This window comes from Pseudomonas sp. SG20052, assembly GCF_031766055.1.
Classification (GTDB): domain Bacteria; phylum Pseudomonadota; class Gammaproteobacteria; order Pseudomonadales; family Pseudomonadaceae; genus Aquipseudomonas; species Aquipseudomonas mandelii.
Genome location: NZ_CP134498.1, coordinates 4,771,269 through 4,786,360 on the forward strand (window position 1 = coordinate 4,771,269; position 15,092 = coordinate 4,786,360).

The following is a 15,092-nucleotide window of genomic DNA, read 5'->3' on the forward strand; positions in this document are numbered from 1 at the left end:
GTCAGATCGCTTCCTTGAGGAGGACGCCTGACTCGACGTTCAACGAAAACAGCGAGCCATGCCCGACCTCGACATTCAGCAACTGCTCACGGGGCAAGCCACGTGCCTGAGCCAGCAACAAACGCATGACACCGCCATGACTGATCAGCAAGATCCGTTCACCCGCATACGCCGCGTGCAGACGCGCTACCGCCGTCAGCACCCGCGTTGAGAAATCCTCGACCGGCTCACCTTCCGGCGGCGTAAAGGCATACGGATCGGCCCAGAACAGCCCCAACCCCTCGGCGTCAGTCTCCATCAGCGCCGCCGCGCTCTGCCCTTCCCAGGCACCGAAATGCAGTTCTTGCAGATCCTTGTCCAGGTGCACAGGCAATTCCAACTGCGCACCGAGCTCATGCGCAAACCGCGCACATCGTTGCAGCGGCGAACTGATCAACCGATCCCATGGCCCTTGCTCGACCACCGCCGCGCGCATCTGCGCCCAGCCCTTGTCGGTCAGCGCATCGTCGAGGCTGCCGCGCAAACCGCCGCCGAGTTCGGTTTCCCCGTGGCGCAGAAGATCCAGTCGCAACGTCATGCCGGACGATCCGCCACCGCCGCTTCGGCGAAGGTTGCCATCTGCCCGTGAAGATCGCAGGCCAGACGCAGCAACGGCACGGCCAACGCGGCGCCACTGCCCTCGCCCAGACGCAGCCCCAGATCCAACAGCGGCTCGGCATTGAGGGTTTCCAGCACATGACGATGACCCGGCTCGGCACCGCGATGGCCGAACAACAGCCATTCGCGGCAGCCAGGGTTCAAGCGCACCGCCACCAACGCGGCGACGCTGCAGATAAAGCCGTCCACCAGCACCGCAACGCCCTCCTGGGCGCACGCCAGATACGCGCCGACCAGCGCCGCAATCTCAAAACCGCCGATATTGAACAGGGTTTGCAACGCATCACCGCGCTGAGCACCGTGTAATGCCAGGGCACGCTCGATGACTTGGGCTTTGTGGCTGACCCCCGCCGCGTTCAAACCGGTGCCCGGCCCGGCCAGATGCACCACCGGGCAATCGAGCAAGGCACAGGCCAGCGCGCTGGCCGCCGTGGTGTTGCCGATGCCCATCTCGCCGCCGATGAACAGCTGCGCGCCATTGGCGACCGCACGTTGCACGCTGTCGCGACCAGCCTGCAAGGCGAGTTCGCCCTGAGTAGCCGTCATGGCCGGGCTTTCGACGAAATTGGCGGTGCCCGCGCCGATATTGAGGTGACGCACGCCTGGCAGATTCAACGACGGCGTTACCGTGCCGAGGTCGACCACTTCGAGGGAAGCCCCGAGCTGGCGCGCCAACACGCTGATCGCTGCACCGCCGCTGACGAAGTTGTGCAGCATCTGCCCGGTGACTTCCTGAGGGAACGCCGACACGCCTTCTGCAACCACACCATGATCGCCGGCAAAAATGGCAATCCACAGCTGATCGAGACTCGGTTTGACCTGCCCTTGCAGCCCCGCCATTTGCACGGCCACCGATTCCAGTCGGCCAAGGGAGCCAGCGGGTTTGGTCAGTTGCTGTTGACGTGCCTGCGCCTGCTCGACGGCTTGCGCGTCGATCGGCTTGCACGGGTTCAGCCACCAGGATTGAGTCATAACGCGGTTCCTTTCAAAGTCAGGGGCAGGCCGGCGACGGTCAGGACGACTCGTTGGCAGCGCTCGGCCAGGGCTTGATGCAGCCAACCGGCTTCATCGACATAGCGGCGAGTCAATTCGCCCAGCGGCACGACACCCATTCCAGTCTCGTTGCTGACAAAAATGATTTCGCCCGGCAAGGAGGCCAGGCAGTCCAACAGGGCTTCGCGTTCGACGTCGAGACGTTTGGCGTCGTCGAGCATCAGCAGATTGGTCATCCACAGGGTCAGGCAATCCACCAGCAGGCAACGCTCGGCGCGGGCGCTTTCGCGCAATACGCGGGCGAGTTCGATTGGCTCTTCGATCAACCCCCATTCGACTGGACGACGGGCCCGATGATGGGCGACCCGTTCGTTCATTTCACCGTCCAGCGGTTGGCTGGTGGCGATGTAAGTCACTTGGAGGTGACTGTCTAACGCAAGTTTTTCAGCCAGTCGGCTTTTGCCGGAGCGGGCGCCGCCGAGGATCAGTTGCAGCATGGTTCATTCCTTAAATATGCGGTGTAGCTGCTGGCCTATTCGCGGACAAGCCTCGCTCCTTCGGGGCTGAGCCGCTCTTGACCTTGTAGGAGCGAGGCTTGCCCGCGAAAGCGTCCTCTCAAAAACCGCAAAGCTCACGCAACAACGCGGTATCCAAATGCTTCTCCACCAGATCCGCCAACCGCTCGATATCCCGCTCGCGCAACCCGTGGTAATCCACGTCCTGCACCTCCTGCAAACCCGCCCAGCGCAGCAGCGCACTGCACGCCGCCGGGGATTCAAACAGGCCATGCAAGTAGGTGCCGAAAATCTGCCCGTCAACACTTTGCGCGCCATCGCAGCGACCATCGTCCAGCTGCACCGCAGCGTTTTCCAGCGCTGGCCCGGTGGTCACCCCGGCATGGATTTCATAGCCACTGACCTGCGCATCCTCCAGCGCCAGACGACCGCGCACATTGCGCAATTGCTTCTCTTCTTCGAGCTGTGTTTCGAACGCCAGCAAGCCCAGGCCAGCACTGGAACCCGGCGCGCCTTCGAGGCCCAGCGGATCGTGCACCTGCTCACCGAGCATCTGCAGACCGCCGCAAATCCCCAGCACTTTTCCGCCATAGCGCAGATGGCGATTGATGGCCGCGTCCCAACCATTGGCCCGCAGGTAAGCAAGATCACTGCGCACACTTTTCGAGCCGGGAAGAATGATCAGATCAGCCGGCGGGATTGCCTGGCCGGGGCCGATGAATTGCAGGTCGACTTGCGGATGCAGGCGCAGCGGATCGAAATCGGTGTGGTTGCTGATGCGCGGCAGCACCGGCACCAGCACTTTGAGCACGCGTTCAGCCTTGTCGGCCTGGCGCTGATCGATGCCGTCCTCGGCTTCCAGGTGCAAATCCATCACATACGGCAGTACGCCGATCACCGGTTTGCCGGTGCGCGCTTCCAGCCAATCGAGGCCGGGTTGCAACAAGGCGAGGTCACCGCGAAAACGGTTGATGATGAAGCCTTTGACCCGCGCCTGCTCGGTCGGCGACAGCAGTTCCAGCGTGCCCACCAGATGCGCGAACACCCCGCCGCGATTGATGTCGGCGATCAACACCACCGGACAATCCACCGCTTCGGCAAAGCCCATGTTGGCAATGTCGCCGGCACGCAGATTGATCTCGGCCGGCGAGCCCGCGCCTTCGACCATGACCACCGGATACGCCGCGCTCAATCGTTCATGGGAAGCCAGCACGGCTTGCATGGCGATGGCTTTGTAGTCGTGATAGGCGACGGCGTTCATGGTCGTGACCGCGCGACCATGGATGATGACCTGTGCGCCGGTGTCGCTGTTGGGCTTGAGCAGCACCGGATTCATGTCAGTGTGCGGTTCCAGGTTGGCCGCCTGGGCCTGCACCGCCTGGGCGCGGCCGATCTCGCCGCCGTCGGCGGTCACGGCACTGTTGAGGGCCATGTTCTGCGGTTTGAACGGCACGACGCGCACGCCCTGACGCGTGACCCAGCGACACAACGCCGTCACCAGCGTGCTTTTACCGGCGTCGGAGGTGGTGCCCTGCACCATCAATGTTGTCATTGGGCTTCCTTTACGAAGGCTTGAAGCGCTTGCTCAAGACGCAGCCAATCGGCTTCATCCGCCGGCAAGCCGAAACGCACGCTGCTGTTGTGGGCGAACAGCCGCAGCAAGATGCCGCGCCTGGCCATGAACTCGTGAAGCGCTTCGGCATGCTCGGTCATCAGCCATTGAAACAAGGCGCAGCCACCCTGCGGCTGCAAACCATACTGCCCAAGCAAAAGTGCCAGGCGTTTGCCGGCCTCTTCGCTGCGTGCGCGCTGCCTTGCATGGCCTTCGGTGTCCAGCAAACAGGCTTGGCCCAACACCCGTGTCGGCCCGCTGACCGCCCACGGGCCCACCTGCTCTGCGAGCAGTTTGAGCAACTTGCGCTCAGCCAGCACAAAGCCCAACCGCACACCGGCCAAGCCAAAAAACTTGCCGAAGGAACGTAGCACGATCAGGCCGACCTGATGGGCAAACGGCGCGAGGCTCAACGCCGGCGTGTTGTCCATGAACGCTTCGTCCACCACCAGCCAGCCGCCGCGCGAGGCCAGTCGGGCATGCCAGTCGAGCAAGCGACTCGGGCTCAGGCTCAAGCCTGTCGGGTTGTTCGGGTTGACCACCACCAGCACGTCGAGGCTGTCGATATAGAAGTCGACTTCCTGCTCCAGCACCTCGCGCACGATGTAACCATTGCTGCGCCATGCGTGCGCGTGTTCGGCGTAACACGGCGACAGCACGCCGACCTTACCGGCCCGACGCAAACGCGGCAGTAACTGGATGGCCATTTGCGAACCGGCCACCGGCAGCACCTGTCCGGTGCCGTAATAATCGCAAGCAGCCTGCTCCAGACCATCATCGGTTTCCGGCAAGCGCGCCCAGGCGCGCAACGGAATGTCCGGGATCGGGAAGGGCCACGGCGCGAGACCGCTGGACAGATCCAGCCAGTCAGCTTCGGCAATGCCGTATTCGAGCGCGGCCTTGCGCAAGCGACCTCCGTGCTCAAGCATAGAATTCAGCTCCCACGCAGAGAATCAGCAGCCATAACCATACCCCGCGCTGAACCAATTGCCAGCCACGGTCGATGGAATCGGCATCCGCCGGCACGCCTTCGCCCAGTTGCGGGCGCTGATGCAATTCACCGTGATAGATCGCCGCCCCGCCCAACTCGACGCCGAGCGCACCGGCACCGGCCGCCATGACGGGCCCGGCGTTGGGACTGTCCCAGGTCGGGCCCTGGGTGCGCCAGCATTTCAAGGCCAGCCGGGTTTTGCCCAGCAGCGCGTAGGTCAACGCCACCAGGCGTGCAGGCATGTAGTTGAGGACATCGTCGATCTTCGCCGCCGCCCAACCGAAACGTTCGAAGCGTTCGTTGCGGTAACCCCACATGGCATCGAGGGTGTTACTCAAGCGATAGAGCACCACACCGGGCGCACCGGCCACGGCAAACCAGAACAGCGCAGCAAATACCGCGTCGCTGCCGTTCTCCAGGACAGATTCAGTGGCGGCACGGGCCACTTCGGTTTGATCCAGTTCGCTGGTCTGACGGCTGACCAAATAACCCACGCGCTTGCGGGCTTCGTCCAGATCATCGCTGCGCAAAGCCTTGGCCACCGGCTCGACGTGCTCACCGAGGCTACGCATGCCGAGGGCGCAATAGAGCGCGAGAATCTCGACAATCCAGCCCACATACGGTGCCCAGGAAAAAGCCGTGGCAAGCAAGGTCAGCGGCACGACCGCGATCACCCACGCGGTGACGCCATGGCTTCGCCAGCCACGTCCCTCACCGTTGAAACGTTGCTCGATACGGTCGGCAAAACGGCCGAACGCCACCAGCGGATGCCAGCGTTTGGGTTCACCCAGCAGCGCGTCCAGCGCAACCGCGGCGACACTCAATAACGCCACACTCATTGACTCACTCCCCAATAATTTTCATACAGCAACTCACTGAGCGGACGCGCCTGCGCCCACCCTTCGAGTACCAGCATCGGCGCCGCATAGAATTCCTTGACCGGGCCGAGGCAAAGAACCGCCAACGGCTTGGCCCCGGGTGGCAAACCCAGCAGGTCCGCCAGCGCTTGCGGTTCGAACAGCGACACCCAGCCCATGCCCAGACCTTCGGCGCGGGAGGCCAGCCAGAAGTTCTGGATCGCGCAGGACAGCGAGGCCATGTCCATTTCCGGCAAGGTGCGACGACCGAAGATGTGGCGCTCGCGATCGTCCATGAGCGCGGCGACCAATACCTCGGCGCAGTCGTTGATGCCTTCGACCTTGAGCTTCATGAATTCGTCAGTGCGCTCGCCGAGGGCTTCGGCGGTGCGGATGCGTTCTTCTTCCACCAGTCGCTGGATGTTGCCTCGCAGGGCCCGGTCGCTGATGCGGATGAAGCGCCAGGGCTGCATCAGGCCGACGCTCGGGGCCTGGTGGGCGGCTTCGAGCAGACGCCGCAACAACTCGGGCTCGACGGTGCCGCCGCTGAAGTGGCGCATGTCGCGACGTTCGGCGATGGCTCGGTAGACCGCTTCGCGTTCGGCTTCGGAGAATGCGTTGTCGGTCATGGCCTCTTCGCGAGCAGGCTCGCTCCTACAGGGGTTAGGTGATCCATTGTAGGAGCGACGGTGCGACGATTCGGCCTGCTCGCGAAGGCGGCATCAAGGTCAGGCGCAAAAAGCGCGGCGACTGCGGTGGGATTGGACGGAAAATAAAAATGCACATAAGAGGCGGTCATCCGCCCCTCTCGGTAAACCGCCTCCGCCCCACGCCCGCCGTTCGGACTGAGTCCACGGGCAATCGGCTCAAGTTCGGTGCTGGTCAAGGAATGGTGATAGGTGTGCCCACGCAGTGAACCTTCCGGCAACTCAACCGCTTGCAACGCCAGCGCGGCCAGACGCTTTTGCATCACCGCATCACCTTTGAGCAAGCCCACCAGTTCGGCGCGAGTACCCTCGACATCAGTCAACGAATCGAGCAGGTACAACATCCCGCCGCACTCGGCCAGCAACGGTTTGCAGGCGGCATGATGGGCGCGGATCGCGTCGAGCATCGAGGTGTTCTGTGACAGCGCCACATGGTGCAGTTCCGGATAACCGCCCGGCAGATAAAGGCTGTCAGCTTCCGGTAGATCAGCATCGCGGATCGGCGAGAAGAACAGCAACTCGGCGCCCATGGCCCGCAGCAAGTCCAGGCTCGCGCCGTAGGTGAAGGCAAACGCTTCATCACGGGCCACGGCAATTCGGATGCCTTTAAGCAAAGGCTCGGCGGCGATCACGTCGGGCCCGGCGAACTCCACGGCAGGCGGCAGCGCCACATCGCAACTGCTGGCCAGCGATTCAGCCGCCGCATCGAGGCGCAGGTCCAGATCATTCAACTCGCTGGCCTGGACCAGACCGAGGTGCCGACTGGGCAATTCGATCCCGGTTTCCCGCGACAAGGCGCCGTACCAGCGCAAGCCTTCCGTCAGGCTGCCTTCGAGCAATTGCGCATGACGCAGCGTGCCCACGCGGTTGGCCAGTACACCGGCAAACGGCAAGTCCGGCTGATACTTCGCCAGCCCCAACGCCAACGCACCAAAGGTCTGCGCCATGGCCGTGCCGTCGATCACGCCGAGCACCGGCACACCGAAGTGCCGCGCCAGGTCGGCGCTGGACGGCGTGCCGTCGAACAGGCCCATGACGCCTTCTATCAGGATCAGGTCGGCTTCCCCGGCCGCTTCCCATAACAGACGACGACTTTCCTGCTCGCCGACCATCCACATGTCCAGTTGATACACCGGCGCACCGCTGGCGCGTTCGAGAATCATCGGATCGAGAAAGTCCGGGCCACATTTGAACACGCGGACCTTGCGCCCCTGATTGCGGTGCAAACGGGCCAGCGCGGCGGTGACGGTGGTCTTGCCCTGACCGGAGGCCGGCGCGGCAATCAATACCGCCGGGCAATGACGATGACTATTCATAAAGTGCGGCTCACAACTCGACGCCTTTTTGCGCTTTGATGCCGGCCTGGAACGCGTGCTTGATCACGCCCATTTCGGTGACTGTGTCGGCCAGTTCGATCATCTCTGGCTTGGCGCCGCGACCGGTGACCACCACGTGCTGCATCGGCGGACGCGCCTGCAAATCACTGAGAACCTGATCGAGGTCGAGGTAGCCGTGCTTGAGGGCGATGTTCAACTCATCCAGCACCACCAGACCGATCGACGGGTCACGCAGCAGTTCCTGAGACACCGCCCATGCGGCCTCGGCGGCGGCGATGTCACGCTGGCGGTCCTGGGTTTCCCAAGTGAAGCCCTCGCCCATCACATGAAAACGCACCTGCTCCGGGAAGCGGCGGAAGAACAGCTCTTCGCCAGTGCTGTTACGGCCCTTGATGAACTGCACCACGCCGCACTGCATGCCGTGGCCCATGGACCGGGCAAGCATGCCGAAGGCCGAGCTGCTCTTGCCTTTGCCGTTGCCGGTCAGCACCAGCAGCAGGCCGCATTCGTTCGGGGAGTTGGCGATGCGTTCGTCGATCACCGCTTTTTTGCGCTGCATGCGCGCCAGGTGGCGTTCGTCACGATCAGGGGAATCAGTCATGGGGAGCTCTCCGTTGAGGCTGGATAACGGCGGGCAGGCACAAGAATAGACGGCAACAAGCCTGGCATCGCCCACCGTGATGCCGTTGGATGAATCAGGCCGGTCTCCGGGCTCATGAGCGGCTTGCGCCGGACTGCGCGCCTTCCCATATCGACAGTCGACACAGTGGCTCAAGACGCAGTCTTTACTCATTTACCGTTGCGGGGGCAGCGCCGGGATCATGACTCTTCGTCGCTTGAAGAGAGTCACTCACCGGCTTCCCTGTTTCACTCTGTCGGCTTCGCCACAGAGCACCTGAAACAAGCCGCGAAGGTTAGAGGGTTGGGGGGGGAGCGTCAATTGAAGACAGGGCACGGATTCTCGATAGACTGCCGCCCATCAATAACCTGACGTCAATCTTGCGCCATACTGCCAGCAGTGATATCAAAGCGCCATAAACCCAACAACACAATTACAAGGGTGAGCGACATGCAAGGCATGATCATCAGTAATCCGAAGCTGGAATTCCTGCGACCGGTGCTGGAACGCTGGTTTGACTGTATCGACCGCTTTAACGCCGTGCGCGGCGATAACGACACGCCTTATTGGTACGACGAGAAAGCCAACCTTGGCCTGCTCTGCGCCGCGGCCTGGATGGCGGAAATGGTCACGCTGCAACAAACGCCGACCCGTAAACAGAACGAAGAAGGCGAACGCAACAGCCGCGCCGACCTGTTTATCGCCACCGCCGAAGAACGCGCCTACCTTCAGGCCACTCAACGCTGGCCGAAGGTCAACAGCCTGAACCTGAGCCAGGCGCTGCAGGACATCACCAGCGACGCCAAACGCATCAGCTACGCCAGCGACCTGAAACTCGGCTGCCTGTTCGTTGCGCCACAAAAGGCCCAACAGAGCGCGACCCCGGAAGAACTCCAGGACATGGTCGACGACCTGCAAAAGGAACACAGCTGCGCCGTGGCCTGGTATTTCCCGTACGCCTATCGCAAGTTGCGCAACGAAGCCGGTCACTATCACCCCGGCATCGCCGTGCTGCTCAAGGAAGCCCGCGGCTGACCGGTTGAACCATAGTGTGTCTAAGCTTCTCTATGACTAAGTCAATGCATTCATAGGGAAGTCCAGCATGCGCAAGCCTCAGCTCGTTCTCGTCATCGCGCTCGCCGGAGGGCTCGCCGCCTGTGGTGAAACCTCCAGCCTGCAAGTCTCCGACGGCACCGGCCCGTCACCCAAGCTGCCCGAGCCGAACAAGACCCTGATCCCGACGGTGAATATCGCCCCGGCGATCGGCTGGCCGGAGGGTGCAAAACCCACCGCTGCGGCAGGCACTCAGGTAGCGGCATTTGCCGAAGGGCTCGATCACCCGCGCTGGCTCTACGTGCTGCCCAACGGCGATGTATTGGTGGCGGAAACCAATGCCCCTCCCAAACCCGATGACGGCAAAGGCATTCGCGGCTGGGTGATGGGCAAAGTCATGGGCCGTGCCGGCGCCGGCGTCCCTAGCCCCAACCGCATCACGCTGCTGCGGGACAAGGACCACGACGGCATCGCCGAAACCCGCACGGTGTTCCTGGAAAACCTCAATTCGCCCTTCGGCATGACCCTGGTCGGCAATGACCTGTATGTCGCCGATACCGACCGCTTGCTGCGCTTTCATTATGAAAATGGCGACACCGCAATCAAGTCGCAGCCGATCAAGGTGGTCGATCTGCCGGGCGGCACGCTGAATCACCACTGGACCAAAAACGTCATCGCCAGCAAGGACGGGAGCAAGCTGTACGTCACCGTCGGCTCCAACAGCAACGTCGGCGAAAACGGCCTGGATCAGGAGGAAGGTCGTGCGGCGATCTGGGAAGTGGATCGCGCCACCGGCAATCACCGGATCTTCGCCTCGGGGATTCGTAATCCGAACGGCCTGGCCTGGGAACCTCAGACCGGCGCCCTGTGGACGGCGGTCAATGAGCGCGACGAAATCGGCAGCGACCTGGTGCCGGACTACATCACGTCGGTGAAGGATGGCGGGTTCTATGGCTGGCCCTTCAGCTACTACGGCCAGCACGTCGATATCCGCGTCGAGCCGCAAAACCCAGATCTGGTGGCCAAGGCCATTGCCCCGGATTATGCGGTCGGCCCACATACCGCATCGCTGGGCCTGTCGTTTGCCGAGGGCAACACACTTCCCGCGCAATTCAAGGAAGGCGCCTTCATCGGCCAGCATGGCTCCTGGAATCGCAAGCCGCACAGTGGCTATAAAGTGATTTTCGTCCCGTTCGCGGGTGGCAAGCCGACCGGCCAACCGGTTGATGTACTGACAGGCTTCCTCAACGAAGATGAAAAAGCCATGGGTCGGCCCGTAGGCGTGGTGATTGATCAGCAGGGCGCTTTGCTGGTGGCCGATGATGTGGGGAACAAGGTGTGGCGCGTTTCGGCCGCTAAATAGCCGCCCTGCAGGGGCGAGGCTTGCCCGCGAAGGCTGTAGGACAGGCAACATCAATGTTGGATGTGCCGATACCTTCGCGGGCAAGCCTCGCTCCTACAAGGGTCAGCGTTTACGACAGAGCGTGAGCCCATCACCCAACGGCAACAACGACAGATCCACACGCACGTCATTCTTCAAGGCGCGATTGAGCGCCTGGATGGCTCGGGTGTCTGCACTCTCGGGACTCTCCTCAAGCACCCTCCCACTCCACAGCGTGTTATCGAACACCGCCAGCCCGCCGACGCGCAGCAGACGCAGTGCATGCTCCAGATAGTTCGGATAGTTGGACTTGTCGGCATCAATGAAGATCAGGTCGAACGCCTCCGGCTGATCCAGCATGGCGAGCGTTTCCAGTGCAGGGGCCAGCCGCAGGTCAATTCGCTCGGCCAGCCCTGCTTCCTGCCAATAACGGCGTGCGATAGCGTTGTAGTCGCCGGGAATGTCGCAGCAAATCAGCGAACCGCCCTGCGGCAATGCAGCGGCCATGCACAGGGCGCTGTAACCGGTAAACGTACCGACTTCCAGCAAGCGCTTGGCACCAATGAGTTTGACCAATAACGCGAGGAACTGCCCCTGCTCCGGCGCTACCTGCCAGCGCGCCATTGGCATCGCCTGGGTTTCGTCGCGCAAGCGCTTGAGCAGCGGCGTTTCCCTCAGGGAAACGTCGAGCAGGTATTGATACAGGGCATCGTCGAGATTGAGAGTGCGAGCGGTCATGACAACCTCTTCGGACAGGACGCTACGGATTACGCGCCAGGTGTTCAGGCTGCAGAACGCGCTTGGCGCTCAGATAAGCCTTCTGCCAGTAAGCCTTGGACAGGCTGTCGAGCTTCACCGTGCCGCCAGTGGCCGGCGCATGAACGAAGCGACCTTCACCGACGTAGATACCGGCATGACTGACCTGGGATCCACCATTGGTGGCGAAGAAGATCAAGTCACCGGTTTGCAGGCCTTCCTTGCCGACGTTGGCCGCCTGCATGCTGATCATTTCTCGGGTGGTACGCGGCAGGGAAATACCGGTGACGTCATGGTAGACGTAACCGATCAGGCCGCTGCAATCGAAACCCGAATCCGGCGTGTTGCCCCCCCAACGATACGGCGTGCCCACCAGGCCCAGCGCGCGGAACAGCACGTCTTCTGCCTCGGGGGAAAAGGGTTGCGGGTTACCGAAAACAATGGGTGCACGAACCACCGGCGCAGGCGGCGGTGTGCGACTGGCGCAGGCGCTGAGCAGCGCTGCGAAGAACATGATTGCGAGGCGGGCCGACATCGTCATAAGCAGAACATCCTGATCTGGCTGCGGCTTTTTCTGCCGGGAAGGCAGAAAAGAAAACCGCCTGCGCAGGACGCAGGCGGTTTGCCATCAATAATAGATCTGGATTCTAGCGGCTATGGGCCAAACTTCAAGTAAGACTTTAAGTTCGCCTTACAAAGTGTCCGCCTACTTCGTTGCGAAGAGGTAGTTGTCGCCACCCACGTGGCGACAGGTTAAGCCTTATTTGCGTGCAGTGACCACGGTCGGAGCCATCGCGAGGGCGCGTTTGGCTTCGATGAAGGTCTTGCTCCAGTAGCTGTCGCCCAGGCTATCGACCCGGACACCACCGCTTTTGCGGCTGCTGGAGTGGATGAACTGGTTGTCACCCAGGTAGATCCCGGCGTGACTGACACGACCACGACGACCATTGGTGGCGAAGAACAGCAGATCACCCGGCTTCAGCGCGCTGCGAGCTACCAGCGGAGCGTCGACGTTGATCATTTCGCGAGTGGAGCGCGGCAGGTTCATGCCGGCTTCTTCACGAAACAGATAACCGATGAAACCGCTGCAATCGAAGCCAGCCTCGGAGGTGCCGCCGAAACGGTAACGGGTACCGATCAGGGACATGCCACGCTCGAGGATGCTGTCAGCCAGAACCGGAAGCTGGTACGACTTGCCATCGGCGAAGTTTGCCAGTTCTTTATCGGTGGCTAGCTCTTCCTGGAAAAGAACGGAAGAAGACTGCGCAGTAACTGAATTCTTGACCTGCTGTTGTTGCTCTTGCTGAGTCACTGGGGAGTGGGCAGCGCAACCGAACAACAGGGTGACGAGTGCGAGAGGCACGAGGGGTGCGAAGCGCTTTAGCATGGGCACGACCGTGGCTGATAGTTGTAAAGAAGCCGAGACTATGCCCGCTATCATCCTCATTTGCAAATTCAATCGAACTTTATGTGACTTCCCGGTTTCGTGATTACATCTAAGCGCTTAAGCCCCATTTAGACACTCGCGCAGCCTGCACCCTGTAGGAAAGCAGATTTTCTGGCGCCTGAAATATGCCAAAACCCCCGCCAAGCTTAGGTTTTACCAGCCTAAAGTTTCTTTCAGGAACGGGATCGTCAGCTTGCGCTGAGCTTGAAGGGAGGCCTGATCGAGACGCTCAAGCAGCTCGAAAAGCGCGCTCATGCTGCGGGTACCCCGAGTCAAAATAAAATGCCCGACTTCATCGGTCAGGTGCAGGCCGCGACGGGATGCTCGCAGTTGCAAGGCGCGCAATTTGTCTTCGTCAGAGAGCGGACGCATCTGGAAGATCAGTGCCAGGGTCAGGCGCGATTTCAGGTCAGCCAGTTTCACCGGCAATTCACGCGGCGAGGTTGATGCAGCAATCAACAGACGCCGACCGCTGTCGCGCAGACGATTGAACAGATGGAACAACGCCTCTTCCCAATCCGCCCGGCCGGCCACGGCCTGCAAATCATCCAGGCAGACCAGTTCGTATTGTTCGAGGTTGTCGAGGATCGAGATGCCGCGGTCCAGCAGCTCGGCCAGCGGCAGATACACCGCCGGCTCCCCCAGTTGTTCGAAGCGCAGGCAGGCGGCCTGCAACAAGTGCGTGCGCCCTACCCCGTCCTTGCCCCAGAGATAAATCAGGCTTTCTGTCCAGCCGGCGTCGGCTTCGCATAGCCGCTCGACATAGCCGAGTGCAGCGGCATTGGCGCCTGGGTAGTAATTGATAAAGGTAGCGTCATCACGCAGACGCACACCTAGGGGCAGCTGAATCGGTTTCATGCTGACTGAACAGTTCCAAAGGAACCGTTAGTGGCCTCTGTGTAAAGTTTGCGAAGTTTATACCCGTGAGGCGGGTCGCACAATGCGACAGACCACAAGCAAAATCAAAGGTTTGCGTTAACGCCCTGGTTTCATGACAGTTTCTTTGGCGGCGCATGTGACAGCCGCGCGAGGGATACGGGCCGACCTGGCATGGAACCAGGCCGCCCGCCACAGGACTTCAACGACTCTTACAGCTCCAGTTCGTCGACACCACTGTAGATATCAGAATCCTTATACAAATCATGCACATGGCGCACCAGCACCATGATCACTGCCGCCACCGGCAACGCCAGTAACACGCCGGTAAAGCCGAACAGTTCGCCCCCCGCCAGAATCGCGAAGATCACCGCCACCGGGTGCAGACCGATACGATCGCCCACCAGCAACGGCGTTAGCACCATGCCTTCCAGTGCCTGCCCGACCATGAACACCGCAACGATGCCGATCATGGGATACAGATCGCCACCGAACTGGAACAGGCCGGCGATCAACGCCGCGCCGATCCCGATGACAAACCCCATGTACGGCACAATGGCCGCCAGGCCTGCGATCAGACCGATCAACAACCCCAGCTCCAGACCCACCAGCATCAAGCCCGCAGCGTAGATCACGCCCAGCGCCAGCATCACCAGCAACTGCCCGCGCACAAATGCCCCCAGCACCTCATGGCATTCGCCCGCCAGGGTCACGACGCGTTCTTCACGATCACGGGGAAGCAGGCTGCGGATCTTGGCCATCATCAGGTCCCAGTCCCGCAGCAGGTAGAAACTCACGACAGGGATCAGCACCAGATTCGCCAGCCAGCCGATCAACGCCAGCCCGGACGCCGTCGCCTGACTCAGCACCACCCCGACGATGTCGGTGGTCTGGCCCATGTGTTCGCTAATCGCGGCCTTGAGCTTGTCGAACTTCCAGAAGTTATCCGACAGTCCGAATTTTGATTGCGCCCACGGCAGTGCGGTGTGCTGCAGCCAGTCGAGCATCTGCGGCGCCAGTTCATACAAGCGAAATAACTGCTTGGCGAGCATCGGCACCAGCACCAGCAGCAATGTGGTGAAGATCAAGGTGAACAGCGCAAACACCGCCACCACGCCCCAGGTGCGCGACAGACCGGCCTTTTCCAGCCGATCCACCAGCGGATCGAACAGATAGGCCAGCAGCAACGCGACCAGAAAGGGCGTCAGGATCGGATGCAACAACCAGACAAACACGCAGAGCAGAACCACCCCACCCAACCAGAACCAACGCCGCGTATCCGCCATGTACC

At 61.5% G+C, this 15,092-nt stretch carries 16 protein-coding genes and 1 riboswitch; of the genes, 2 read left to right on the plus strand and 14 right to left on the minus strand.

The genetic code is table 11. The features are described 5' to 3' along the window. Window position 1: 1 nt before the first annotated feature. From cobC to cobO, 9 genes are all read right to left on the minus strand, one after another. Window positions 2-577, minus strand: coding sequence for an alpha-ribazole phosphatase family protein (gene cobC / locus RHP74_RS21890; RefSeq protein WP_311096284.1), 576 nt, complete (start codon window positions 575-577; stop codon window positions 2-4). Further along, complete coding sequence (gene cobT, locus RHP74_RS21895) at window positions 574-1,629, minus strand: nicotinate-nucleotide--dimethylbenzimidazole phosphoribosyltransferase (protein WP_102595113.1); 1,056 nt, start codon at window positions 1,627-1,629, stop codon at window positions 574-576. The genes cobC and cobT overlap by 4 nt, the downstream gene beginning before the upstream one ends. After that, entirely contained in the window at window positions 1,626-2,147 is a 522-nt protein-coding gene (cobU, locus tag RHP74_RS21900) for a bifunctional adenosylcobinamide kinase/adenosylcobinamide-phosphate guanylyltransferase (protein WP_311096285.1), read from the minus strand. Before cobU ends, cobT begins: the two co-directional genes overlap by 4 nt. A gap of 118 nt (window positions 2,148-2,265) precedes the next feature. Next, window positions 2,266-3,717 carry a cobyric acid synthase gene (locus RHP74_RS21905; RefSeq protein WP_311096286.1) on the minus strand — a complete coding sequence of 484 codons (1,452 nt, stop codon included), beginning with the start codon at window positions 3,715-3,717 and terminating at the stop codon, window positions 2,266-2,268. Continuing rightward, window positions 3,714-4,706: a threonine-phosphate decarboxylase CobD gene (gene cobD, locus RHP74_RS21910; RefSeq protein WP_010456784.1), complete on the minus strand. Its 993-nt coding sequence runs from the start codon at window positions 4,704-4,706 to the stop codon at window positions 3,714-3,716. Before cobD ends, RHP74_RS21905 begins: the two co-directional genes overlap by 4 nt. Beyond that, window positions 4,699-5,607: an adenosylcobinamide-phosphate synthase CbiB gene (gene cbiB, locus RHP74_RS21915; RefSeq protein WP_145305820.1), complete on the minus strand. Its 909-nt coding sequence runs from the start codon at window positions 5,605-5,607 to the stop codon at window positions 4,699-4,701. Before cbiB ends, cobD begins: the two co-directional genes overlap by 8 nt. Further along, window positions 5,604-6,254: a 5,6-dimethylbenzimidazole synthase gene (bluB, locus tag RHP74_RS21920; RefSeq protein ID WP_172791427.1), complete on the minus strand. Its 651-nt coding sequence runs from the start codon at window positions 6,252-6,254 to the stop codon at window positions 5,604-5,606. Before bluB ends, cbiB begins: the two co-directional genes overlap by 4 nt. Next, window positions 6,251-7,648, minus strand: coding sequence for a cobyrinate a,c-diamide synthase (locus RHP74_RS21925; RefSeq protein WP_311096287.1), 1,398 nt, complete (start codon window positions 7,646-7,648; stop codon window positions 6,251-6,253). Before RHP74_RS21925 ends, bluB begins: the two co-directional genes overlap by 4 nt. 10 nt (window positions 7,649-7,658) lie before the next feature. Next, window positions 7,659-8,270, minus strand: a complete 612-nt coding sequence (gene cobO / locus RHP74_RS21930) for a cob(I)yrinic acid a,c-diamide adenosyltransferase (protein ID WP_010456792.1) — start codon at window positions 8,268-8,270, stop codon at window positions 7,659-7,661. Window positions 8,271-8,349: 79 nt separating this feature from the next. After that, window positions 8,350-8,583: riboswitch (cobalamin riboswitch) on the minus strand. A 155-nt stretch (window positions 8,584-8,738) separates the two neighbouring features. Between cobO and RHP74_RS21935 the strand changes: the two genes are divergently transcribed. Then, window positions 8,739-9,323, plus strand: a complete 585-nt coding sequence (locus RHP74_RS21935) for a hypothetical protein (protein WP_077749786.1) — start codon at window positions 8,739-8,741, stop codon at window positions 9,321-9,323. A 67-nt stretch (window positions 9,324-9,390) separates the two neighbouring features. Continuing rightward, entirely contained in the window at window positions 9,391-10,704 is a 1,314-nt protein-coding gene (locus RHP74_RS21940; protein WP_077749785.1) for a sorbosone dehydrogenase family protein, read from the plus strand. A 102-nt stretch (window positions 10,705-10,806) separates the two neighbouring features. Here RHP74_RS21940 and RHP74_RS21945 read toward each other — a convergent pair whose 3' ends face one another. From RHP74_RS21945 to RHP74_RS21965, 5 genes are all read right to left on the minus strand, one after another. Then, window positions 10,807-11,460 carry a class I SAM-dependent methyltransferase gene (locus RHP74_RS21945; RefSeq protein ID WP_311096288.1) on the minus strand — a complete coding sequence of 218 codons (654 nt, stop codon included), beginning with the start codon at window positions 11,458-11,460 and terminating at the stop codon, window positions 10,807-10,809. Between the two features lie 22 nt (window positions 11,461-11,482). Next, the gene (locus RHP74_RS21950; protein ID WP_010456801.1) at window positions 11,483-12,019 is read right to left on the minus strand and encodes a C40 family peptidase; all 537 of its coding nucleotides are present in this window, start codon (window positions 12,017-12,019) and stop codon (window positions 11,483-11,485) included. A 219-nt stretch (window positions 12,020-12,238) separates the two neighbouring features. Beyond that, on the minus strand, window positions 12,239-12,865 hold the full coding sequence (locus RHP74_RS21955; RefSeq protein WP_010456802.1) for a C40 family peptidase: 627 nt from the start codon (window positions 12,863-12,865) through the stop codon (window positions 12,239-12,241). A gap of 213 nt (window positions 12,866-13,078) precedes the next feature. After that, on the minus strand, window positions 13,079-13,783 hold the full coding sequence (gene hda, locus RHP74_RS21960) for a DnaA regulatory inactivator Hda (RefSeq protein ID WP_010456804.1): 705 nt from the start codon (window positions 13,781-13,783) through the stop codon (window positions 13,079-13,081). Window positions 13,784-14,013: 230 nt separating this feature from the next. Further along, window positions 14,014-15,087 carry an AI-2E family transporter gene (locus tag RHP74_RS21965; protein ID WP_311096290.1) on the minus strand — a complete coding sequence of 358 codons (1,074 nt, stop codon included), beginning with the start codon at window positions 15,085-15,087 and terminating at the stop codon, window positions 14,014-14,016. Window positions 15,088-15,092: the final 5 nt, after the last annotated feature.

Coding starts and splice junctions, on each gene's coding strand:
- RHP74_RS21945 (WP_311096288.1), bottom strand. CDS start 11,460: ATGACCGCTCGCACTCTCAATCTCGACGATGCCCTGTATCAATACCTG.
- cobC (WP_311096284.1), bottom strand. CDS start 577: ATGACGTTGCGACTGGATCTTCTGCGCCACGGGGAAACCGAACTCGGC.
- RHP74_RS21950 (WP_010456801.1), bottom strand. CDS start 12,019: ATGACGATGTCGGCCCGCCTCGCAATCATGTTCTTCGCAGCGCTGCTC.
- cobO (WP_010456792.1), bottom strand. CDS start 8,270: ATGACTGATTCCCCTGATCGTGACGAACGCCACCTGGCGCGCATGCAG.
- cobU (WP_311096285.1), bottom strand. CDS start 2,147: ATGCTGCAACTGATCCTCGGCGGCGCCCGCTCCGGCAAAAGCCGACTG.
- RHP74_RS21925 (WP_311096287.1), bottom strand. CDS start 7,648: ATGAATAGTCATCGTCATTGCCCGGCGGTATTGATTGCCGCGCCGGCC.
- RHP74_RS21905 (WP_311096286.1), bottom strand. CDS start 3,717: ATGACAACATTGATGGTGCAGGGCACCACCTCCGACGCCGGTAAAAGC.
- RHP74_RS21965 (WP_311096290.1), bottom strand. CDS start 15,087: ATGGCGGATACGCGGCGTTGGTTCTGGTTGGGTGGGGTGGTTCTGCTC.
- hda (WP_010456804.1), bottom strand. CDS start 13,783: ATGAAACCGATTCAGCTGCCCCTAGGTGTGCGTCTGCGTGATGACGCT.
- cbiB (WP_145305820.1), bottom strand. CDS start 5,607: ATGAGTGTGGCGTTATTGAGTGTCGCCGCGGTTGCGCTGGACGCGCTG.
- cobT (WP_102595113.1), bottom strand. CDS start 1,629: ATGACTCAATCCTGGTGGCTGAACCCGTGCAAGCCGATCGACGCGCAA.
- RHP74_RS21955 (WP_010456802.1), bottom strand. CDS start 12,865: ATGCTAAAGCGCTTCGCACCCCTCGTGCCTCTCGCACTCGTCACCCTG.
- cobD (WP_010456784.1), bottom strand. CDS start 4,706: ATGCTTGAGCACGGAGGTCGCTTGCGCAAGGCCGCGCTCGAATACGGC.
- RHP74_RS21940 (WP_077749785.1), top strand. CDS start 9,391: ATGCGCAAGCCTCAGCTCGTTCTCGTCATCGCGCTCGCCGGAGGGCTC.
- RHP74_RS21935 (WP_077749786.1), top strand. CDS start 8,739: ATGCAAGGCATGATCATCAGTAATCCGAAGCTGGAATTCCTGCGACCG.
- bluB (WP_172791427.1), bottom strand. CDS start 6,254: ATGACCGACAACGCATTCTCCGAAGCCGAACGCGAAGCGGTCTACCGA.